16 protein-coding genes are annotated in these 21,185 nt (G+C 53.7%); 8 read left to right on the top strand and 8 right to left on the bottom strand.

The genetic code is table 11. The features are described 5' to 3' along the window. Positions 1-210 precede the first annotated feature (210 nt). The gene (locus QLG08_RS08635; RefSeq protein ID WP_013024626.1) at positions 211-1,251 is read left to right on the top strand and encodes a GMP reductase; all 1,041 of its coding nucleotides are present in this window, start codon (positions 211-213) and stop codon (positions 1,249-1,251) included. A 40-nt stretch (positions 1,252-1,291) separates the two neighbouring features. On the opposite strand, the gene hofC is transcribed toward QLG08_RS08635, so the two are convergent. The 4 genes from hofC to nadC form a co-directional block, all read right to left on the bottom strand. Next, positions 1,292-2,491 (bottom strand): protein transport protein HofC, encoded by a 1,200-nt coding sequence (gene hofC / locus QLG08_RS08640; RefSeq protein WP_014606581.1) that lies wholly within the window; start codon positions 2,489-2,491, stop codon positions 1,292-1,294. Beyond that, on the bottom strand, positions 2,484-3,869 hold the full coding sequence (gene gspE, locus QLG08_RS08645) for a type II secretion system protein GspE (protein ID WP_029571013.1): 1,386 nt from the start codon (positions 3,867-3,869) through the stop codon (positions 2,484-2,486). The genes hofC and gspE overlap by 8 nt, the downstream gene beginning before the upstream one ends. Beyond that, entirely contained in the window at positions 3,856-4,311 is a 456-nt protein-coding gene (gene ppdD / locus QLG08_RS08650) for a prepilin peptidase-dependent pilin (protein WP_014606580.1), read from the bottom strand. The genes gspE and ppdD overlap by 14 nt, the downstream gene beginning before the upstream one ends. Before the next feature lie 176 nt (positions 4,312-4,487). Then, on the bottom strand, positions 4,488-5,384 hold the full coding sequence (gene nadC / locus QLG08_RS08655; protein WP_041457474.1) for a carboxylating nicotinate-nucleotide diphosphorylase: 897 nt from the start codon (positions 5,382-5,384) through the stop codon (positions 4,488-4,490). Positions 5,385-5,581: 197 nt separating this feature from the next. Here nadC and ampD point away from each other — a divergent pair, with 197 nt between their 5' ends. After that, positions 5,582-6,133: a 1,6-anhydro-N-acetylmuramyl-L-alanine amidase AmpD gene (gene ampD, locus QLG08_RS08660; RefSeq protein WP_014592923.1), complete on the top strand. Its 552-nt coding sequence runs from the start codon at positions 5,582-5,584 to the stop codon at positions 6,131-6,133. A 16-nt stretch (positions 6,134-6,149) separates the two neighbouring features. Next, positions 6,150-7,004, top strand: a complete 855-nt coding sequence (gene ampE / locus QLG08_RS08665; protein ID WP_014592924.1) for a beta-lactamase regulator AmpE — start codon at positions 6,150-6,152, stop codon at positions 7,002-7,004. Here ampE and QLG08_RS08670 read toward each other — a convergent pair. From QLG08_RS08670 to aroP, 3 genes are all read right to left on the bottom strand, one after another. After that, positions 6,986-7,945: a family 43 glycosylhydrolase gene (locus QLG08_RS08670; RefSeq protein ID WP_015700951.1), complete on the bottom strand. Its 960-nt coding sequence runs from the start codon at positions 7,943-7,945 to the stop codon at positions 6,986-6,988. The genes ampE and QLG08_RS08670 overlap by 19 nt on opposite strands. Beyond that, positions 7,942-9,345, bottom strand: a complete 1,404-nt coding sequence (locus tag QLG08_RS08675; RefSeq protein ID WP_014606577.1) for an MFS transporter — start codon at positions 9,343-9,345, stop codon at positions 7,942-7,944. The genes QLG08_RS08670 and QLG08_RS08675 overlap by 4 nt, the downstream gene beginning before the upstream one ends. A gap of 176 nt (positions 9,346-9,521) precedes the next feature. Continuing rightward, complete coding sequence (gene aroP, locus QLG08_RS08680) at positions 9,522-10,877, bottom strand: aromatic amino acid transporter AroP (protein ID WP_014592927.1); 1,356 nt, start codon at positions 10,875-10,877, stop codon at positions 9,522-9,524. A 512-nt stretch (positions 10,878-11,389) separates the two neighbouring features. Between aroP and pdhR the strand changes: the two genes are divergently transcribed. The 4 genes from pdhR to lpdA all read left to right on the top strand — a co-directional run bounded on the left by pdhR (position 11,390) and on the right by lpdA (position 18,535). Then, positions 11,390-12,154: a pyruvate dehydrogenase complex transcriptional repressor PdhR gene (gene pdhR, locus QLG08_RS08685; RefSeq protein ID WP_013024636.1), complete on the top strand. Its 765-nt coding sequence runs from the start codon at positions 11,390-11,392 to the stop codon at positions 12,152-12,154. A 102-nt stretch (positions 12,155-12,256) separates the two neighbouring features. Continuing rightward, the gene (aceE, locus tag QLG08_RS08690; protein ID WP_014592928.1) at positions 12,257-14,923 is read left to right on the top strand and encodes a pyruvate dehydrogenase (acetyl-transferring), homodimeric type; all 2,667 of its coding nucleotides are present in this window, start codon (positions 12,257-12,259) and stop codon (positions 14,921-14,923) included. Between the two features lie 14 nt (positions 14,924-14,937). Next, entirely contained in the window at positions 14,938-16,827 is a 1,890-nt protein-coding gene (aceF, locus tag QLG08_RS08695; RefSeq protein WP_282472887.1) for a pyruvate dehydrogenase complex dihydrolipoyllysine-residue acetyltransferase, read from the top strand. A gap of 283 nt (positions 16,828-17,110) precedes the next feature. Next, positions 17,111-18,535 (top strand): dihydrolipoyl dehydrogenase, encoded by a 1,425-nt coding sequence (gene lpdA / locus QLG08_RS08700; protein WP_014606575.1) that lies wholly within the window; start codon positions 17,111-17,113, stop codon positions 18,533-18,535. Between the two features lie 598 nt (positions 18,536-19,133). Here the strand turns inward: lpdA and QLG08_RS08705 are convergent. After that, a complete protein-coding gene (locus tag QLG08_RS08705) occupies positions 19,134-20,078 on the bottom strand; it encodes a LysR family transcriptional regulator (RefSeq protein WP_014592931.1) in 945 nt (314 codons plus the stop codon). 97 nt (positions 20,079-20,175) lie between these two features. Between QLG08_RS08705 and QLG08_RS08710 the strand changes: the two genes are divergently transcribed. Continuing rightward, positions 20,176-21,174: an aldo/keto reductase gene (locus tag QLG08_RS08710; protein ID WP_015700947.1), complete on the top strand. Its 999-nt coding sequence runs from the start codon at positions 20,176-20,178 to the stop codon at positions 21,172-21,174. The last annotated feature ends 11 nt before the right edge of the window (positions 21,175-21,185 follow it).

Here is a 21,185-nt window from a genome sequence, read left to right on the forward strand (position 1 = left end):
CGGTCAGTATCACGCAGGTCAACGCGTCGTTACAGGAAAAAATGCGTGCCGGATCACACTAAAAATCCGCATCTGAATGTAATGGATTGTAGCGTAAATAAAGTGAAATTCGCAGTCTTGTTGCGGCTGGAATGGCGCGTATCATGAGACAGGGAAAACCCTGATGGCGTCATGTACGGCAGTGTATAACCTCTTACCAGGACACGATGTATGCGCATTGAAGAAGATTTGAAACTGGGATTTAAAGACGTACTGATTCGCCCCAAGCGCTCCACGCTGAAAAGTCGCTCACAGGTTGAGCTGGATCGCCGATTCACCTTTAAGCATTCCGGTCTGAGCTGGAGCGGCGTCCCGGTTATCGCCGCCAATATGGATACCGTTGGCACCTTTATGATGGCTGAGGCGCTGGCAGGTTTTCATCTTTTAACGGCCGTCCATAAGCATTACAGCGTGGAAGAGTGGCGGGCCTTTGTTCAGCGCGTGCCGGGTTCAGTACTGAACTATGTCATGGTTTCAACCGGTACCTCGGATGCCGATCTCAATAAACTGATTGCGATCATGGCGATCTCCGATGCGCTACAATTTATCTGCATCGACGTCGCCAACGGCTACTCTGAACACTTTGTTGATTTCCTGAAGCGTGCCCGTGAAACGTTTCCCGGCAAGACAATCTGCGCGGGTAACGTGGTAACCGGTGAGATGGTGGAAGAGCTCATCCTGTCTGGGGCGGATATCGTCAAAGTGGGCATTGGGCCTGGCTCAGTTTGCACCACGCGAGTCAAAACGGGTGTCGGCTATCCCCAGCTTTCTGCGGTTATTGAATGTGCCGATGCAGCGCACGGTCTGAGCGGTCAGATCGTCAGCGACGGTGGCTGCAGCGTACCCGGCGATATCGCAAAAGCCTTTGGTGGTGGCGCAGACTTCGTCATGTTGGGCGGCATGCTGGCGGCGCATGATGAGTGCGAAGGTCGTATAACAGAAGAAAACGGTGAGCGTTTCATGCTGTTCTACGGCATGAGTTCAGAATCGGCCATGAAGCGTCATGCCGGTAGCGTCGCAGAATACCGCGCGGCCGAAGGCAAAACGGTGAAGCTTCCGTTACGCGGGCCGGTAGAGGAAACCCTCCGCGATATCCTTGGTGGTCTTCGTTCTGCCTGCACCTATGTTGGCGCTGAGCGTCTGAAAGAGTTAACCAAGCGCACCACCTTTATTCGGGTCGCCGAGCAGGAAAACCGAACCTTTAATCGTTAAGGTTGCCTGCTGCGTATGCAGTAAGGGCTATACAGCGCCTTTACTGCATCGCTTCTCCCAGCCCAAACACCGGCAAATACATGGCAATCACCAGCGTGCCAACGATGCCGCCAATCACCACCATCATGACAGGCTCCAGCGAGGCGGCAAGGTTATCAGCCCGCATCAGCGTTTGCCCTTCATGCCATTCAGCCAGGCGCGCCAGCATCACATCCAGTGCGCCAGCCTCTTCCCCCACGCGAATCAACTGGCTGCAGAGCGGACTAAATAAGGGATGATTGCTCAGCGCCAGATACAGGGGATTACCCTGCGCAATGTGGTTCTGTAGCAGCCTGATGGCGTCCTGCCACAGTCGCGAGGACAGGGTGACTTTCGCTGCCTCAAGTCCCTGTAGCAGCGTGAGGCCAGCCTGCTGCGTCAACTGGAGAACGCTGTAGATTTGTGTCAGCTGATTGCCCTGCCATAGCCCGCCAACGATCGGAATGTGCATCAAAACGCGCTGTTCGCGCCGCTGCCAGTTTTCAGAACGCCGCCGCCACTGTTGCCACCCTGCGACCAGCAGAATAATCAATCCACTTAGCGGGAATCCCCATGCCTGTAATCGCTCAGAGAGCCCGATCACGGCCGCAGTGAACGCAGGCAAGGGAGCATTGAAGGAAGCATACACGGAAACAAACTCCGGCAAGACGAACAGCAGCATGCCGCAGGTAACGGTCAGTGCGACGGCCAGAATAAACAGCGGATAGCGCAGCGCCTTGATCACCTTGCTCCGCAAATGTTGCTGGCGCGTTTGCTGCTGTGCCAACTGCTCGCAGCAGACATCCAACTGGCCCGTCAGCTCACCCACCTCCATGAGCGCCGGGTAAAGCGGGGGAAATATTTGCGGCCACTGTCGTAAGGCGCTGGAAAAAGGTTCGCCCGCTAATATCTGATGTTGTAGGGCCAGCATCAAGGCTCGCCAGGGCGCCTGCGAATGTCCTTCGGCAAGCAGGCTCAGGCTTTGTGAAAGAGGAAGGCCTGCCTTAAGCAGCGTGGCGAGCTGGCGAATCAAGTCAATTTTGTGCTGCCACTTCCAGTCTCTTCGCCGCATCACCTTTCCCCGCGTCCAGCTGACGGGCAGTAAATGACGCTGTGCCAGGTCAGAAAACAACGTCTCGCCGTCAGGCGCAAGATGGTGGCCCGTTTGCAACCTTCCGCTGCCGTCTACCGCATGCCAGCGATACACATAAAGGCTAGTCATTATCCAGTCCGACAACGCGCTGCATTTCTTCCAGGGAGGTATCCCCACGGCTGACGGCTTCAAGACCTGATGCCAGCAGGGTGCGCATGCCCTGCTGTTTTGCCAGACTCAGCAAGCCCTCAAGTGGCATTTCGGCGGCAATGGCGTTTTGTAACTTAGCCGTTATGGGCAGTAATTCAAACAAGGCCAGCCGACCAAAATAACCGGAGAAGCAGTGATCGCAGCCCGGCGCCCGCCAGGTTTGTAACGTTCCGGGCCAAAGTGAGGCGGGAAAGTGGGCAACCGCCTGTGCTGGCTTACGGCAGTGAGGGCACAAACGCCTGACCAGCCGCTGGGCAACGATTAGACGAAGTGCGGAACCCAGCAGATAACCGGGAATGCCCATTTGACGCAAGCGCGTCAGGGTTTCCGCTGTCGAGTTAGTATGCAGGGTAGAGAGAACCAGATGACCGGTCTGGGCTGCCTTAACGGCAATCTCCGCCGTCTCGCCGTCACGTATTTCACCGACCATCATCACGTCCGGATCCTGACGTAACAGGGCGCGTAACACGCGATTAAAATCAAGGCCATACTTTGGATTAATCTGGGTCTGGTTGATACCGGGGAGAGGAATTTCAACAGGATCTTCCACGCTGCAGACATTCTTATCAGGCTGGTTGATCGCGCTCAGGCCACTGTAAAGCGTGAAGGTTTTGCCACTCCCGGTAGGGCCCGTTACCAAAATCAGCCCTTGTGGCTGCCTGAGCGCGGCGGTCAGAAGGCGTAACTGCGCGGTGGGTAATCCCAGCTTATCCAGCGACAAGGCCGCGCCCTCACTCTGAAGCAGGCGAACGACGGCTTTTTCGCCGCCCTGAACGGGCAGGGTAGAGAGCCGAAAAGAGGCCGATTTTCCGTCAATGTCACAACTAAACTGTCCGTCCTGAGGCAGGCGCCGTTCGGCAATATCCAGACCGGCCAGAATTTTCAGTCGTGCCAGCAGCGCAGCCGGTTGTGTATCAAACTGCAGGGGGAGAGAATGCAGGACCCCGTCAATCCGCAGGCGAATACGCAGAGTGCTCTGATAAGGTTCGATATGAATATCCGATGCACGACGCAGAGTTGCCTGGCGCAAAAGCTGACTGGCCGTATCAATGGTCGATTCGCCGGGAGCTTTTTCATTGGCCACCAAAGGTTTACGCATCGATTCAAACTGTTCTATCCGGGCACGAGGCCAGCACTCCACCTCTGCCTGACACTGGCTGGCAAACTGTAATGCCTCCATCAGGCCCGCCGGGACGCTTTCAGGAACGGCAAGGCGCAAGTGTGTCGCACTGTGCTCAAGGACAATCGCCCGAAAGCGCTGGCAGATGAGCGCAATCGCATCATCAGACGTGGGCATAGGCACCTCCCCGATCGGCAAAGCGGAACTGCTCCTGACAATTATCACGTAGCGTGGTGTTAGCGCTGGTACAGGTGCGCTGCCACTGAATGCTGCCTTCATTGCTGTCCCACACGGGCAGCATTTCAACGCTTAGCCCGTTAAGGCTTTCCTGTCCGGTCAGGGTGATCGTGCCGTTCACGACGGTGACCGCTGAAACATACCGTGATGTTGTGCCTTGCGGAATCCCTCGCTGTCCGGCCTGGCAGGCGTCCGGGCCGCCGCGTTCAATGGCGCAAAGCTCAACCGCCGTTTTAAACGGCACCATCGTTTGCAGCATGTCGGTCAGCGCGGCGCGTTGCAGATAATTTTGGTAGGCGGGCAACCCAATAGCGCTGAGTATTGCCACGATGCCGACCACAATCATTAACTCGACCAGCGTGAATCCACGTTGAGAGATCATTGCATTACCTCCTGAATAAGAAGGTCGCAGTTTAAAAAGCCTGTGATGGCGTTAACAGCAGCAAAAGGAAAGAGTGGAAAAGGGCAGGCAGTAAATACAGCGGGTTACAGCAATACAGCGGTTACGCTGGAAGAAATAGCACAAAACAGGCCGTGCCAGCGGCACGGCACAAGCCATTATTTAGCATCAAAGCGCATAGAAAGATCCAGGGCATGGACATGTTTAGTCAGTGCGCCGACGGAAACATAGTCCACACCGGTCTGAGCAATCTCCCGGATCGTCGTTTCGGTCACGTTGCCTGAGACTTCCAGCAGCGCACGGCCCTCGGTTATCTTCACCGCCTCACGCATCTCATCCAGCGTGAAGTTGTCCAGCATGACGATGTCGGCCGACGCCGCAAGCGCGTCCTGTAGCTCCTTTAACGACTCAACTTCGACTTCGACCGGTACATCCGGATAGAGCCAGGAGGCTTTTTCCACGGCCTGGCGAATCGAACCACTGGCAATGATATGATTTTCTTTAATCAAAAAGGCATCTGACAGACCCAGACGGTGATTGCTGCCGCCACCGCACAGCACCGCATATTTCAAAGCTGTGCGCAGCCCTGGTAGGGTTTTGCGTGTATCCAGAAGCTGAGTCTGTGTGCCTTCCAGCAGCGCAACATAGCGACTGACTTCGGTGGCAACGCCAGACAGCGTTTGCACAAAGTTCAGGGCGGTGCGTTCGGCGGTGAGCAACAGGCGGGCAGGGCCCTCGATTTCAAACAGCAGTTGATCCGGCGTAAGCGTTTGGCCATCTTCCACGTGCCATGTCAGCGCGGTATAGGCACCCAACTGGTTGAAGACTTCCTCTACCCAGCGTTTACCACAAAAAACACCGGCTTCGCGGGTAATCACCCGGGCGTGGGCGCGACTTTCGGCGGGCAACAGTTGGGCGGTAATATCCCGTTCGCTGTCTACCTCACCGCCAAGATCTTCCTGTAATGCGCGTGCGACCGTTTCAGGAATATCATTTTCAATACGTTCAAGCAGCGCACTCCGGCGACTGTCAGGATCATAGCGACGCACAGACATAGCGTTCAGCTCCAGCAAAAGACAGATAACAGTGGGATTACCATATCCTGGATAACAAAGCGGTGCCAGCCCCGAGGGGATTTTTGTTTAGTATACTTAACAAACGGGCGAGAGTGAGGAGGGCGCGGCGCATTTTGGCGCAATAATGCCTTAGAATTCATGCTATTCTCAATTCGACTTCGCGATGAGAAATCAGTATGAAATTAGAACATGGATGGCTGACCGGTGTGCGCCAGGTACCGTCACCCCACTGTAATGAACGGCCGCACAACGAGGCGCCCTCTCTTCTGGTCATTCATAATATCAGCCTGCCGCCTGGCGAATATGGCGGGCCGTGGATCGATAAACTGTTCACGGGCACACTGCCCTCAGACGCGCATCCCTACTTTGCTGATATCGCGCATTTGCGCGTTGCAGCCCACTGCTTAATTCGTCGTGATGGCGAGATTGTGCAATATGTTCCTTTTGATCAACGCGCCTGGCATGCAGGCATATCGCAGTTTGAAGGGCGGGAAAACTGCAACGACTTTTCCATCGGTATCGAGCTGGAAGGAACGGACGTTGAGCCCTATACCGAAGCGCAATACCACGCGCTGCATCAGGTCACGCAAATTTTGTTACAGCACTATCCGATAACGCCTGCTCGCATTACCGGACACAGCGACATTGCACCGGGACGTAAAACCGATCCCGGACCGGCGTTTAACTGGCAATATTATCTGCAGCGGTTACCGCAACAAAAATCGTGATTCATCTGGAGTAACTATGACGTTATTTACCTTGTTACTGGTTTTAGGTTGGGAGCGGCTGTTTAAGCTGGGAGAGCACTGGCAACTGGATCATCGGCTTGAACCTGTTTTTCGTCGCCGTCGCCAGGTTTCCCTCATGCGCACTTTGTTGATGTTGTTGGTCGTGATGGCATTGACCGCGCTGGTGGTGTGGAGCCTGAAAGGGATTCTGTTTGGGATCCCGCAGCTTGTGTTCTGGATTGTGGTGGGATTACTGTGCATCGGTGCCGGTGTGGTGCGTCAGCATTATCATGCCTATCTGCAGGCGGCGAGTCGGGATGAGGCGGCCGCGCATCAGGCGATGGCGGCAGAACTGACCTTGATCCACGGCGTGCCGGTTGAATGCAGCGAACGCGAATTTTTACGCGAGTTACAAAACGCCCTTATCTGGATTAACTTTCGTTTCTATCTGGCGCCAATGTTCTGGTTTGTGGTGGGCGGCGCATGGGGGCCAGTTTTACTGGTCGGCTACGCCTTTTTACGGGCCTGGCAAAGCTGGTTGGCAAAACACGGTACGCCAATGGCGCGCGCGCAATCAGGCGTAGACACGCTTTTGCATCTGGTTGACTGGATCCCGGTCCGCCTGGCGGGCATTGCCTATGCGCTGCTGGGGCATGGTGAAAAAGCGTTGCCTGCCTGGTTTGCATCATTAACCGACAGGCATCGCTCTCAATACCATGTGCTGACGACGCTGGCACAGTTTTCGCTGGCCCGCGATCCTCATACTGATAAGGTTGCTACGCCACGTGTTGCGGTGGCGCTGGCAAAACGCATTTCACTGGTATTAGTGGTGGTCGTGGCGCTCTTGACCATTTACGGGACGCTGGTGTAATCCGCAGGTGGCACGCCAAAATCCGGTGTGCCATCTTCACGCCAGTAAAAATATTTCAGGCGCGTGTGGCGGTTGCCATCCCACAGTGGATCCCCTTCAATTTCCGTATAGTTGCGCGCATGGTAGACCAGCAGATCCCGCCCCGCTTCATCCTGGGTAAAACAGCTGTGCCCAGGGCCGTACTGGCGGTTCTCCCAACTGGTTGAGAATACCGGCCGCGCTGACTTCTGCCAGGCCAGGGCATTAAGCGGATCGGCATCACGCGGAATCGACAGCAGGCCCATACAATAATTCTCATCCGTTGCGCTGGCGGAATAGGTAATAAAAAGCCGATCGCCATGCACTATCGCCGCCGCCCCTTCATTAACACTAAAGCCTGCGCACTCCCATTCATATTCCGGACGGCTCAGCATGACCGGTTTACCTTTAAGCGTCCATGGGTTGCGCAGCTCCGCAAGATAGAGGTTGGAATTGCCCGGAATGCCGGGATCTTTCTGCGCCCATAAATACCAGTTTTTACCCTGATGAACGAAGTGAGTGGCATCCAGCGAGAAGCTGTCGATATGGCTCAAAACCTGGCGTACAGGCTGCCAGCGGCCGCTGAGCGGATCCTCACCCTCGCAAACCAGCGCATACATGCGGTGCTGAAACAGCCCGTCTTTGATGTCACGCGAGGGCGCTGCGGCAAAATAGATGACCCATTGACCGTCAATGTGATGCAGCTCCGGCGCCCAAATCAGCTCGCTGAAGGGACCGATATCGGGCTTGTGCCAGATCACCACCGGCTCCGCGTGGCGTAAATCCATTAGCGTACTGGCGCGTCGGATTTCCAGACGATCGTATTCCGGCACAGAGGCAATAAAGTAGTAGTGCTCTCTGTGGCGCAGGATAAAAGGATCGGCACGCCGTTCGATAAAGGGGTTCGGCCAGTGTTCACTCATTTCAGTGCTCCTGTCTGGATCTCGCTCAGCGGCTGGTTGCTGCCCGACTGTGCCGCGATGCGACGCAGGGCAAGATCGCGTTGGATGGTTTGCATTAAGGTACGATCCACTTTCATCAGTCGTACTACGCCCGCGGTAATCAAATAGCCGATGCCAGGAATAACGGTAAACAGCAGCACGATGCCGTTAATCGCCTGGGCGGATTGCTGCTTAGCTCCCGCATCGTAACCGTAAGCGGAGAGCAGGAACCCCACCATCGCCCCTGCTACCGCTAACCCGACCTTGAGAAAGAACAGGTTGCCTGAAAAGCTGATACCCGTGATGCGCTTGCCAGTTTTCCATTCACCGTAGTCATCCACGTCTGCCATCAGGGACCAGTGCAGGGGGGAAGGAATTTGATGCAGGATATTCAGCAGGAAGTAAGCGATAACGATTGCTACGGTGGCATGAGGATCAAGCCCGTAGAAGCCGCAGGAGAACAGGGCCAGGACAATATTGGTCCAGAAAAAGACTTTCAGCTTGCACCAGCGATCGGTCAGCACTTTGGCCAGCGTACTGCCCAGCATCATGCCCACCACGCCAAGGCTGATAAACAGCGTCGCAAAGTGCGGCGTTTGGCCCATTACCCAGGTCACGTAATACATGGTCGCCGCCATACGAATAAACCCCGGACACACGTTGCAGAGCGTGAGCAGCAGAATGCGCACCCATTGGTCATTCTTCCAGACATCGCGCAAATCGTGTTTCAGGTCATCATTTGTCGGCACGGCAGGATGAATACGTTCACGGACGTTTGCGAAACAGAACAGGAACATCGCCAGGCCGACCAGGGCCAGTACGCCCATCGCCATTTGGTAGCCGCGCGCTTTATTGTCGCCGCCAAACCACTCTGCCATGGGCAGTAAAGACAGCGAGAGAATCAGCGTGGCAATCCCCACCATCACAAAACGGTACGACTGACAGGATACACGCTCGCCAGGATCGTTAGTGATCACGCCACCCAGCGAGCAGTAGGGGATATTGATCGCGGTGTAGGTCAGGGACATGAAAAAATAGGTCACAAACGCCCAGATAACTTTGCTGTGATAGCTCCAGTCAGGCGTGGTAAACATCAGCACACTGAATATAACGTAGGGCACCGATACCCACAGCAGCCAGGGGCGAAAGCGCCCCCAGCGGCTTTGGGTTCTGTCGGCAATCGCGCCCATTATCGGATCGGTAATGGCATCCAGAATCCGGACGGAGAGTAACAGCACACCGACCAGCGCCGGGGCTAAGCCAAATACGTCGGTATAGAAATAGCTGAGAAATAACATGACGGCACCGCCAATCATGTTGCAGCCGGCATCACCCATGCCGTAACCCAGCTTTTCTCTGAACGAGAGGGTTTTACCTGTCATTAATGTTTCCTGCAGAACAATTAAACAGAAAAGAAGTATTAATGTTTAATCAGCAGGATGAGCGGCAATAAATCGTTGCGATGATGGACAAAACAGCCATGCGAGAAGAAGTGTGAACCGCGTCGGGTCTGGTGACGGCCCACCCGCTGAAAAATGGCGGCGGGTGGGCAGGGGGATCAGGCTTTTTGCGTCTTATTTTTGACGAAATAGCCAATAGCAAGAACGATCAGCCAGACAGGAATCAACCAGACGGAGATGGCCATCCCCGGCGTCATGGCCATCAGAACCAGAATGCCGGCCAGGAACACCAGGCAAATCCAGTTACCCAGCGGGTAGAGAACGGCCTTGAATCGGGTGGTTACGCCTTGCTGATTTTTCTTTTTACGGAATTTCAGGTGCGCCAGGCTAATCATCGCCCAGTTGATGACCAGGGCAGAAACGACCAGCGACATCAACAGGCCAAACGCTTCAGCCGGCATAAGAAAGTTGAGCAGTACACACAATGCCGTGGCAACGGCCGACACCAGAATACTCATCACGGGCACACCGCGACGGTCCACGTTCAGCAGCGCTTTAGGTGCATTGCCCTGCTGCGCCAGACCAAACAGCATACGGCTGTTACAGTAAACGCAGCTGTTATAGACCGACAGCGCCGCAGTCAGAATGACGACGTTCAGCGCGTTAGCCACCATCGCATCGCCCAGCTCGTGGAAAATAAACACAAACGGGCTGGTTTCTGCGGTTACGCGCGTCCACGGCATTAAAGAAAGCAGTACCGCCAGCGAACCGATATAAAAGATCAGAATACGCCACAGCACCTGATTAGTGGCTTTAGGAATCGTGGTTTCAGGATTGTCCGCTTCGGCAGCCGTAATCCCTACCAGCTCCAGTCCGCCGAACGAAAACATAATAATGGCCATGACCATCACCAGTCCGCCCAGGCCGTTGGGCATAAAGCCGCCTTGCTCCCACAGGTTGCGCACGGTGGCCTGTGGACCGCCGGTACCGCTAAACAGCAGCCAGCCGCCGAACAGGATCATGGCAATAACCGCAATCACCTTAATAATGGCGAACCAGAACTCCATCTCACCAAACACTTTTACATTGGTCAGGTTAACGGCGTTGATCAGCACAAAGAAGATGGCGGCTGAGGCCCAGGTAGGAAAATCAGGCCACCAGAACTGGATATACTTGCCCACCGCGCTCAGCTCGGCCATCGCCACCAGCACATACAGGACCCAGTAGTTCCAGCCGGAGGCAAAACCGGCGAAGTTGCCCCAGTATTTGTAAGCGAAATGGCTGAAGCTGCCGGCGACTGGCTCCTCGACGACCATTTCGCCGAGTTGGCGCATGATGAGAAAAGCGATAAATCCGGCAATGGCATAGCCTAAAATAACGGCCGGGCCAGCGGATTTGATAACCGACGCACTGCCCAGAAACAGGCCGGTTCCCACTGCACCACCCAGGGCAATCAACTGAATATGGCGGTTTTTTAAACCGCGCTTCAGCGATTCGCCGTGCTGTTGTTCCATACACACCTCATGATGTTGTTATTCTTCGCCGCAGGATGCTCTGACTGTAAAGAATTAAATACACGTAAGACTGATATTTTTAGGGAATCTGACTTGCGTAATGCCGCCAGCTGTAACCTGCCGACCAGAATAGTGATAAGCGCAGGGCTTTGCACCTGCTTTCGCTTTACCTGTTACGAGTTGGCTGAAAAAGAAGCAGCGGAAAAAGGGGGATGTTGACGAGGTGGGTAAAAAACGAACCTGAACGCAGCGAAAGGAAAGCGCAGCGAGCTAAATCGGTTTAACTGGGAGCTTTGTGTAATTTTAGGTAAACCCGAAAAAATTTAACATTGAGTTAACACCCTGTTTTCCACTTTTCAACTCAACAGTTAATGCAAAAGCACAGCCTTACGTCACCTTAATGTCACCGATGCCGTATAGACACAAGGTGAATACTTTGTTACTTTACGGGCTCCTTTTTTGAATTGGTATTACCAATTTACTTTATCAGACAGGCACACTAAGAAGGGAAGATGGCTTACATTAAGATTCGTCAACCCAAACTCTCCGATGCCATTGAGCAGCAACTTGAATCCCTGATTATGGAAGGGACGCTGCAGCCGGGAGAGAAGTTGCTCCCCGAGCGCGAACTCGCCAAACAATTCGATGTTTCACGTCCGTCTCTCCGTGAGGCAATCCAGCGTTTAGAAGCGAAAGGATTGTTACTACGCCGTCAGGGCGGCGGAACATTTGTACAGAAACATCTCTGGCAGAGCGTGAGCGATCCTCTCGTTGGGCTTCTTGCCGAGCATCCGGAATCGCAGTTTGACCTGTTGGAAACGCGCCACGCGTTAGAAGGCATCGCCGCTTACTATGCCGCGCTGCGCGGTACAGAAGAGGATTTACAGCGGATTCGCGACTGCCATCTTCATATTCAGCAGGCGCAGGACAGCGGCGATCTCGACGCTGAAGCAGACGCAGTAATGAAGTATCAGATCGCTGTCACAGAAGCAGCCCATAATGTCGTGCTTTTGCATTTGCTACGATCAATGGGACCTATGCTGGAACAGAACGTTCGACAGAATTTTGAATTGCTCTACTCGCGCCGGGAAATGCTGGCGAAAGTGAGCGGTCACCGCGCCAGAATTTTCGAGGCGATTGTGGCTCGTGAGCCGGAACAAGCACGCGAGGCTTCACACCGTCACCTGGCGTTCATTGAGGAAATCTTGCTGGACAGAAGTCGGGAGCAGAGCCGTCGAGAACGCTCCCTGCGTCGTTTACAGCAACGTAAGGAATAACGTGCGGCAAAGATCGTGCGAACATGTGCGACGAGCCTGTCTCCCTGACGTTAACAGGCTCCCGATTTTTCAACGTATTAGACACAGATAAGGAATACCCCCATGTCAGAACGTTTACACAATGACGTGGATCCGATTGAAACTCGTGACTGGCTACAGGCGATCGAATCGGTCATCCGTGAAGAAGGTGTTGAACGTGCACAGTATCTGATTGATCAGGTGCTGAGTGCAGCCCGCAAAGGCGGTGTGAAAGTTGCTGGCGGTGCTGCCGCAATCAGTAACTACATCAACTCTATTGCCGTTGAAGATGAACCGGATTATCCGGGCAACACCTCACTTGAACGTCGTATCCGTTCCGCCATTCGCTGGAACGCCATCATGTCGGTGCTGCGCGCATCGAAGAAAGATCTGGAACTTGGCGGCCACATGTCCTCCTTCCAGTCTTCTGCCACCATCTATGAAGTGTGTTTTAACCACTTCTTCCGCGCGCGCAGTGAAAAAGACGGCGGCGATCTGGTGTACTTCCAGGGCCACATTTCTCCGGGTATCTATGCCCGTGCTTTCCTGGAAGGTCGTCTGACTGAAGAGCAGATGAATAACTTCCGTCAGGAAGTGGACGGTAAAGGTCTGTCCTCTTATCCGCATCCTAAACTGATGCCGGAATTCTGGCAGTTCCCGACCGTCTCCATGGGTCTGGGCCCACTCAATGCCATCTATCAGGCTAAATTCCTGAAATATCTGGAACACCGTGGTCTGAAAGATACCTCCGGTCAGACCGTTTACGCTTTCCTGGGCGACGGCGAGATGGATGAGCCAGAATCCAAAGGTGCGATCACCATCGCCACCCGTGAAAAACTGGATAACCTGGTTTTCATCATCAACTGTAACCTGCAGCGTCTGGATGGACCGGTCACCGGTAACGGTAAGATCATCAACGAGCTGGAAGGCATTTTTGCCGGTGCTGGCTGGGAAGTGATCAAGGTTATCTGGGGCGGTCGTTGGGATGAACTGCTGCGTAATGACACCAGCGGTAAACTGATCCAGCTGATGAACGAAACCGTTGACGGCGACTACCAGACGTTTAAGTCACGTGATGGTGCCTATGTGCGTGAGCACTTCTTCGGCAAATATCCGGAAACCGCTGCCCTGGTGAAAGACTGGTCAGATGATGAAATCTGGGCACTGAACCGTGGTGGTCACGATCCGAAGAAGATCTATGCGGCACTGAAAAAAGCGCAGGATACCAAAGGCAAGCCGGTTCTGATCCTGGCCCATACCATTAAAGGTTATGGTATGGGCGACACCGCCGAAGGTAAGAACATCGCGCACCAGGTGAAGAAGATGAACATGGATGGCGTTCGCTACATCCGCGATCGCTTCAACGTGCCGGTCGAAGACGACAAGATCGAATCTCTGCCTTACATCACCTTCGATAAAGGCTCTGAAGAGTACAACTACCTGCACGGCCAGCGTGAGAAGTTAGGCGGTTACCTGCCATCACGTCAGCCGAAGTTCACTGAAAAGCTGGAAATGCCGGCGCTGGAAGAGTTCAGTGCGCTGCTTGAAGAGCAGAACAAAGAGATCTCGACCACCATCGCGTTCGTGCGTGCACTGAATGTGATGCTGAAGAACAAGTCGATCAAAGATCGCCTGGTGCCTATCCTTGCGGATGAAGCCCGTACTTTCGGTATGGAAGGCCTGTTCCGTCAGATTGGTATCTACAGCCCGAACGGTCAGCAGTACACACCGCAGGACCGTGAGCAGGTGGCTTACTATAAAGAAGACGAGAAAGGTCAGATTCTGCAGGAAGGGATTAACGAGCTGGGCGCAGGATCATCCTGGCTGGCGGCGGCAACCTCTTACAGCACCAACAACCTGCCGATGATTCCGTTCTACATCTATTATTCGATGTTCGGATTCCAGCGTATTGGCGATCTGATGTGGCTGGCGGGCGACCAACAGGCGCGGGGCTTCCTGGTCGGCGGTACATCAGGCCGTACCACCCTGAACGGCGAAGGTTTGCAGCATGAAGATGGCCACAGCCATATTCAGTCACTGACGATCCCTAACTGTATCTCCTACGATCCGTCGTATGCCTACGAAGTGGCAGTCATCATGCATGACGGTCTGGTTCGTATGTACGGCGAAGCGCAGGAAAATATTTATTACTACATCACCACGCTGAACGAAAACTACCACATGCCAGCGATGCCGAAAGGTGCCGAGGAAGGTATCCGTAAAGGTATCTACAAGCTGGAAACCGTTGAGGGTAGCAAAGGTAAAGTTCAGCTCTTGGGTTCAGGCTCTATCCTGCGTCACGTGCGTGAAGCTGCCCAGATTCTGGCGACCGATTACGGCATTGGTTCAGACGTTTACAGCGTCACCTCGTTCACCGAGCTGGCCCGCGATGGTCAGGACTGTGAGCGCTGGAACATGCTGCATCCAACGGAAGCCCCACGCGTGCCTTACATCGCTCAGGTGATGAACGAAGCGCCAGCCGTGGCCTCCACCGACTACATGAAGCTGTTCGCTGAGCAGGTTCGCAGCTATGTGCCTTCAAGCGATTACCGCGTGCTGGGTACGGATGGCTTTGGCCGCTCTGACAGTCGTGAAAATCTGCGTCACCACTTTGAAGTGGATGCATCTTACGTTGTGGTTGCCGCGCTGGGTGAACTGGCTAAACGTGGCGAAATCGATAAGAAAGTCGTGGCGGATGCGATCGTGAAGTTCAAGATCGATGCCGATAAAGTTAACCCGCGTCTGGCTTAAGAGGTAACAGAGTAATGGCTATTGAAATCAAGGTACCAGATATCGGGTCAGACGAAGTTGAAGTCACCGAAATTCTGGTCAAGGTTGGCGACAAGGTGGAAGCAGAGCAGTCGCTGATCACCGTGGAAGGCGATAAAGCCTCTATGGAAGTTCCCTCGCCGCAGGCTGGCGTGGTGAAAGAGATCAAAATCGCAACCGGTGACAAAGTGGAAACCGGTTCGCTGATCATGATGTTTGACGCAGAAGCCGCTGCAGAAGCAGCCCCTGCGCCCGCGCATGAGAAAAAAGCAGAGGCCGCGCCAGCCGCTGCACCTGCCAGCGCCAGCAAAGACGTTAACGTGCCGGACATCGGCGGTGATGAAGTTGAAGTCACCGAGATTCTGGTGAAAGTGGGCGACAAAGTTGAGGCTGAGCAATCGCTGATCGTCGTTGAAGGTGACAAAGCCTCAATGGAAGTTCCTGCGCCGTTCGCGGGCGTGGTGAAAGCGATCAAAATCTCAACCGGCGATAAAGTGAATACCGGTTCTCACATCATGGTCTTTGAAGCAGAAGGCGCTGCGCCTGCTGCAGATGCGAAGCCAGAAGTGAAAGAAGACGCGGCGCCGGCACCTGCCGCTGCCGCGGGTTCAAAAGAGGTCAACGTACCTGACATCGGCGGTGACGAAGTCGAAGTTACCGAAGTGCTGGTGAAGGTGGGTGATAAAGTCGAAGCTGAGCAGTCACTGATTGTGGTGGAAGGCGATAAAGCGTCGATGGAAGTCCCGGCACCTTTCGCGGGCACGGTCAAAGAACTGAAAGTGGCAACGGGCGATAAAGTCAGCACCGGTTCGCTGATCATGGTGTTTGAAGTGGAAGGTGCTGCGCCTGCCGCTGCACCGGCTGCCAAAAAAGAGGCGGCACCTGCGCCAGCGGCGTCGGAATCGAAGCCTGCTGCATCTGCTGCTAAAGCAGAGAGCAAAGGCGAATTTGCCGAAAACGATGCGTATGTGCATGCCACGCCGGTCATTCGTCGTCTGGCGCGTGAATTTGGCGTTAACCTGGCCAAAGTTAAAGGCACAGGTCGTAAAGGCCGTATTCTGAAAGAAGACGTTCAGGCTTACGTTAAAGATGCCGTGAAACGCGCAGAAGCCGCGCCAGCCGCCGCCAGCGGTGGCGGCCTGCCGGGCATGCTGCCATGGCCAAAAGTTGACTTCAGTAAGTTTGGTGAAGTTGAAGAAGTGGAGCTGGGCCGTATCCAGAAAATCTCGGGTGCGAACCTGAGCCGTAACTGGGTCATGATCCCACACGTTACGCACTTCGACAAAACCGATATTACCGAGCTTGAAGCTTTCCGTAAGCAACAGAACGCCGAAGCGGAGAAGCGTAAGCTGGACGTGAAATACACGCCAGTAGTCTTCATTATGAAAGCGGTGGCGGCGGCGCTTGAGCAGATGCCACGCTTTAACAGCTCACTGTCTGAAGATGCGCAGAAGCTGACGTTGAAAAAGTACATCAACATCGGTGTGGCGGTGGATACGCCAAATGGCCTGGTGGTTCCGGTCTTTAAAGACGTGAACAAGAAGGGCATTACAGAACTGTCTCGTGAACTGATGGCGATCTCTAAAAAGGCGCGCGATGGCAAACTAACCGCAGGCGACATGCAGGGCGGCTGTTTCACCATCTCCAGCCTTGGCGGCCTGGGCACCACCCACTTTGCGCCGATTGTTAACGCGCCAGAAGTGGCCATCCTTGGTGTGTCAAAGTCAGCGATGGAGCCAGTGTGGAACGGTAAAGAGTTTGCACCACGTCTGATGATGCCAATCTCTCTGTCCTTCGATCACCGCGTTATCGACGGTGCAGATGGCGCACGTTTCATTACCATTATTGGCAATATGCTGTCAGACATTCGTCGTCTGGTTATGTAAAAAGCGCAAAAGGCCGGCAAATGCCGGCCTTTTTGTAACATTCAGGGCACCGCGGTTGGCAGTTTATTAACAATTCTGTAAACTCTTGCGGTGAACATGTCCCGGTGGAATAAGGACATCATGAGCCTATTCCATTAGGCATAATTGGCGCAGTCAGCTTGCGTACCTGCCACGCAAACCCGTCAACGGTAGGGTGGTAGCAACATACGCAATATGGCCAGTTAACTAGCCTAATGGGATAGGCTCAGCGTCTGACCCGCCGGAAATCCAATAAGAGGTCATGATGAGTACAGAGATTAAAACTCAGGTCGTGGTACTTGGGGCAGGTCCTGCAGGTTACTCTGCAGCTTTTCGTTGCGCTGACTTAGGTCTGGAAACCGTACTGGTTGAGCGCTACAGCACCCTCGGCGGTGTCTGTCTTAACGTAGGCTGTATCCCGTCTAAAGCGCTACTGCACGTTGCCAAAGTGATTGAAGAAGCGAAAGCGCTGGAAGAACACGGCATTGTGTTTGGTCAGCCGCAAACGGATATCAACAAAATCCGCAGCTGGAAAGAGAAGGTGATTAACCAGCTGACTGGCGGTCTGTCAGGCATGGCAAAAGGTCGTAAAGTCAAGGTTGTTAACGGCCTGGGCAAATTTACCGGTGCGAATACGCTGGTGGTTGAAGGTGAAGGTGGTGCAACCACCATTAACTTCGACAACGCCATTATCGCTGCGGGCTCACGCCCAATCGAGCTGCCGTTCATTCCTCATGAAGATCCTCGCGTGTGGGATTCAACCGATGCGCTGGAACTGAAAGAAGTGCCTAAACGTCTGCTGGTCATGGGCGGCGGTATTATCGGTCTGGAAATGGCGACGGTTTACCATGCGCTGGGTTCAGAGATCGACGTGGTTGAAATGTTCGACCAGGTTATCCCGGCTGCCGATAAAGACGTGGTGAAAGTCTTCACCAAACGTATCAGCAAGAAATTCAACCTGATGCTGGAAACTAAGGTGACCGCCGTTGAAGCAAAAGACGACGGTATCTATGTTTCAATGGAAGGTAAAAAAGCGCCAGGCGAAGCCCAGCGTTATGATGCGGTTCTGGTGGCAATTGGTCGCGTGCCAAACGGTAAGGGCATGGATGCAGATAAAGCCGGCGTTGAGGTTGACGACCGTGGCTTTATCCGCGTTGACAAACAAATGCGCACCAACGTGCCGCACATCTACGCTATCGGCGATATCGTCGGGCAGCCGATGCTGGCGCATAAAGGCGTGCATGAAGGCCACGTTGCGGCAGAAGTCATTTCAGGTCTGAAGCACTACTTCGATCCGAAAGTGATTCCGTCCATTGCCTATACTGAACCAGAAGTTGCCTGGGTTGGTCTGACCGAGAAAGAAGCGAAAGAGAAAGGCATCAGCTATGAAACTGCCACATTCCCGTGGGCAGCATCCGGCCGTGCTATTGCTTCTGACTGCGCAGACGGTATCACCAAACTGATTTTCGACAAAGAAACCCATCGCGTTATCGGTGGCGCCATCGTCGGTACTAACGGCGGTGAGCTGCTGGGCGAAATTGGTCTGGCCATCGAGATGGGCTGTGATGCAGAAGACATCGCATTGACCATCCATGCGCACCCGACCCTGCATGAGTCAGTAGGCCTGGCCGCTGAAATCTTTGAAGGCAGCATCACCGATCTGCCTAACGCGAAAGCGAAAAAGAAATAAGTTTCAGAACTGAAATAGCGGCCCCTTATGGGGCCGTTTTTTTATGGCTTAGTTTCATTCGGATAATGAAAGGAATAAAGGAAAGGGCACCTGCGCTAACACCTTTACACGGGCAAAAATGGCGTAGTCAATCCCGCCATTAACGCATTTTTTATTGCCTGGTTTCGTTATTCAAGACAGATGAAAGTTCAGTACTCATTATTCTGAGGCGAAGTTCACATAATGAACGTCAATTTGATAAACGTAATCCTAAGAGCATTGACCCGCTGATAACAAGCGAACCGTATTTCGACTTGATGGTGGCACCTCTCTTGATTTTTATTGTGCGAGGGGTTAGCGCTTGCAGTGTTGAGGTATCAGGGTTTCCCCCGCTCGCACGCGTTAAAATTATTGTGAGCGGTTCCTGCCTCTTTCCACCTCAGGTTCTCACGTCAGGCAGAATGATTCATGAGCCCAACCGCAGTCTGCGCATGTAATATTTCAGTGTCTCTTTATATTTTATTGGATTATTTAGTGAACCATTAATAAGATCGTCAGAGGTTAATGCATCCTGGTCAAAAGGTTTTTATATTTATTTTTTTGCGCCTTTTTAATTTTTTTAACGCGAGATCACGTTGTTATTCAATTTTTTATGATTGCCTGCTTCGTTATTATTAAGGCGTAGCCAGTCAATAAAATGCCGCAACGGCGCAGAGACATAACGTCTGCCAGGATAATACAGCCAGAAGCCATCTGCATGTTGGGTAAAGCCACTGAGCAGTTCAACGAGTGCGCCGCGCTGCAGATGGGCGCTGACCACGGCTTCCTGTAAGAAGGCGATCCCTGCCCCTGAAAGGGCGGCCTGCAAAATCCGCTCGTTGTTATCCAGCACCAGCGGGCCACTGACCGCAACCTCCTGCCTTTGCCCCGCGTGCCAGAATTCCCAGCGATAGCGTCGGCCACTGGGGAAGCGGCGTTCGATGCAGGGAAATGCAAGCAGTTCATCCGGCGTTTGTGGTGCGCCATGACGTTCGATTAAGGCCGGGCTTGCGACAACCAGAGTGCGCATTGCCGGGCCAAAGGGCAGGGCAATCATATCCTGTGCCAGCACATCGCCATAGCGAATGCCTGCATCAAAACCCGCTTCCAGAATATCGACCAGCGCATCATTACTGTCAATTTCCAGCGTGATTTCCGGATAGCGCTGGATAAACGGCAGAATCAAGCTTTCAAAGAACAGTGTTTCAGCAGAACGCGGCATATTGAGTTTCAGCTTGCCGTGTGGACGCGCCCGCCAGTCATTAAGTTCATCCACGGCCTGAGAGAGTTCGACCAGCGCGGGTTGAATACGCTGGAGAAAATGCGCGCCCGCTTCGGTCAGGGAAACGTTGCGAGTGGTGCGGTTAAGCAGCCTCACGCCGAGCCGCTGCTCGAAATGGCGCATAGCATGGCTGAGTGCCGAGGGCGTGACGTTACGCGCCTGCGCGGCTTTGCGAAAGCTACGATGGTGCGCAATCGCACAAAACATTTCCAGTTCCTGAAGCGTTGCCCGGGATAACGTCATTGATGAGTTTTTCTCACTGAATTAGAAAATTAAGCACAATTGTTGTTGCGATTGATGAGGATTATAACAATAACACCGCAATAATGAGGAAGATGTCATGCAACAACGTCAATTAGGTAATCAGGGTTTACAGGTATCGGCACTCGGGCTGGGCTGCATGGGCATGACCTTCGCCTATGGCAACACGGATGAGTCACAGGCATTAAATACGCTCTCCCGCGCATTTGAACTGGGCATTAATTTTCTGGATACCGCTGAGATTTACGGGCCCTTCACAAACGAAGCGCTGATTGCAAAAGCCCTTAAAGGCCGCCGTGATAGCGTGACCGTTGCGACGAAATTTGGTTTTAGCATTAGCGGTGCCGGTCAGGGCTGGGAGAACATGACCGGTGTGAACAGTCAGCCACAGCATATTCGCGAGGCAGTAGAAGGATCTTTGACGCGTCTCGGCACCGATCATATTGACCTGCTTTATCAACATCGTTTCGATCCCGCGGTGCCGATCGAAGACGTGGTGGGCACGATGGCAGATTTAATTAATGAGGGAAAAGTGCGCTACCTCGGCCTGTCGGAAGTGTCTGCTGCCACGCTGCGCCGTGCCTGTGCCGTACATCCGATTTCGGCCTTACAAAGCGAGTACTCACTTTGGACTCGCGATCCCGAGCAGAGCATTCTTGCTACCTGCCGCGAACTTAACGTCGGTTTTGTGCCTTACAGCCCTCTGGGCCGCGGTTTTCTGACAGGTAAGCTGGCAGCGGTGACCGACCTTGATCCGCATGATTTCCGCCGTGGCTTGCCGCGTTTCCAGCAGCAGTCACAGCAACATAACCAAAAGTTAGTGGATCAACTGATGGAGATGGCGCGGGGTTATGGTATTTCTGCAGCTCAACTGGCACTGGCGTGGGTTTTAGCGAAGGGTGAGGATATCGTGCCTATTCCGGGAGCAAGCAAAGTCCACCATCTGGAAGAAAACTGTGCCGCCGCGTCAGTTGCCCTGAAAAAGGTCGACATCGACATGCTGGATACTGTGTTTGCCCCGGAAAACATTCGCGGTGAGCGCTACGCCAATGCAGAATACGGTATGATCGACCGCTAAACGTAATCGGG

The organism is Pantoea sp. V106_11 (assembly GCF_029967885.1).
Lineage (GTDB): Bacteria > Pseudomonadota > Gammaproteobacteria > Enterobacterales > Enterobacteriaceae > Pantoea > Pantoea ananatis.

What these genes read in the sequence shown, in the direction of transcription:
- pdhR (WP_013024636.1), top strand. Translation starts at nt 11,390, where the DNA reads ATGGCTTACATTAAGATTCGTCAACCCAAACTCTCCGATGCCATTGAG.
- nadC (WP_041457474.1), bottom strand. Translation starts at nt 5,384, where the DNA reads ATGTCTGTGCGTCGCTATGATCCTGACAGTCGCCGGAGTGCGCTGCTT.
- aroP (WP_014592927.1), bottom strand. Translation starts at nt 10,877, where the DNA reads ATGGAACAACAGCACGGCGAATCGCTGAAGCGCGGTTTAAAAAACCGC.
- ampE (WP_014592924.1), top strand. Translation starts at nt 6,150, where the DNA reads ATGACGTTATTTACCTTGTTACTGGTTTTAGGTTGGGAGCGGCTGTTT.
- lpdA (WP_014606575.1), top strand. Translation starts at nt 17,111, where the DNA reads ATGAGTACAGAGATTAAAACTCAGGTCGTGGTACTTGGGGCAGGTCCT.
- ppdD (WP_014606580.1), bottom strand. Translation starts at nt 4,311, where the DNA reads ATGATCTCTCAACGTGGATTCACGCTGGTCGAGTTAATGATTGTGGTC.
- QLG08_RS08710 (WP_015700947.1), top strand. Translation starts at nt 20,176, where the DNA reads ATGCAACAACGTCAATTAGGTAATCAGGGTTTACAGGTATCGGCACTC.
- aceE (WP_014592928.1), top strand. Translation starts at nt 12,257, where the DNA reads ATGTCAGAACGTTTACACAATGACGTGGATCCGATTGAAACTCGTGAC.
- gspE (WP_029571013.1), bottom strand. Translation starts at nt 3,869, where the DNA reads ATGCCCACGTCTGATGATGCGATTGCGCTCATCTGCCAGCGCTTTCGG.
- QLG08_RS08675 (WP_014606577.1), bottom strand. Translation starts at nt 9,345, where the DNA reads ATGACAGGTAAAACCCTCTCGTTCAGAGAAAAGCTGGGTTACGGCATG.
- QLG08_RS08705 (WP_014592931.1), bottom strand. Translation starts at nt 20,078, where the DNA reads ATGACGTTATCCCGGGCAACGCTTCAGGAACTGGAAATGTTTTGTGCG.
- QLG08_RS08635 (WP_013024626.1), top strand. Translation starts at nt 211, where the DNA reads ATGCGCATTGAAGAAGATTTGAAACTGGGATTTAAAGACGTACTGATT.
- ampD (WP_014592923.1), top strand. Translation starts at nt 5,582, where the DNA reads ATGAAATTAGAACATGGATGGCTGACCGGTGTGCGCCAGGTACCGTCA.
- aceF (WP_282472887.1), top strand. Translation starts at nt 14,938, where the DNA reads ATGGCTATTGAAATCAAGGTACCAGATATCGGGTCAGACGAAGTTGAA.
- QLG08_RS08670 (WP_015700951.1), bottom strand. Translation starts at nt 7,945, where the DNA reads ATGAGTGAACACTGGCCGAACCCCTTTATCGAACGGCGTGCCGATCCT.
- hofC (WP_014606581.1), bottom strand. Translation starts at nt 2,491, where the DNA reads ATGACTAGCCTTTATGTGTATCGCTGGCATGCGGTAGACGGCAGCGGA.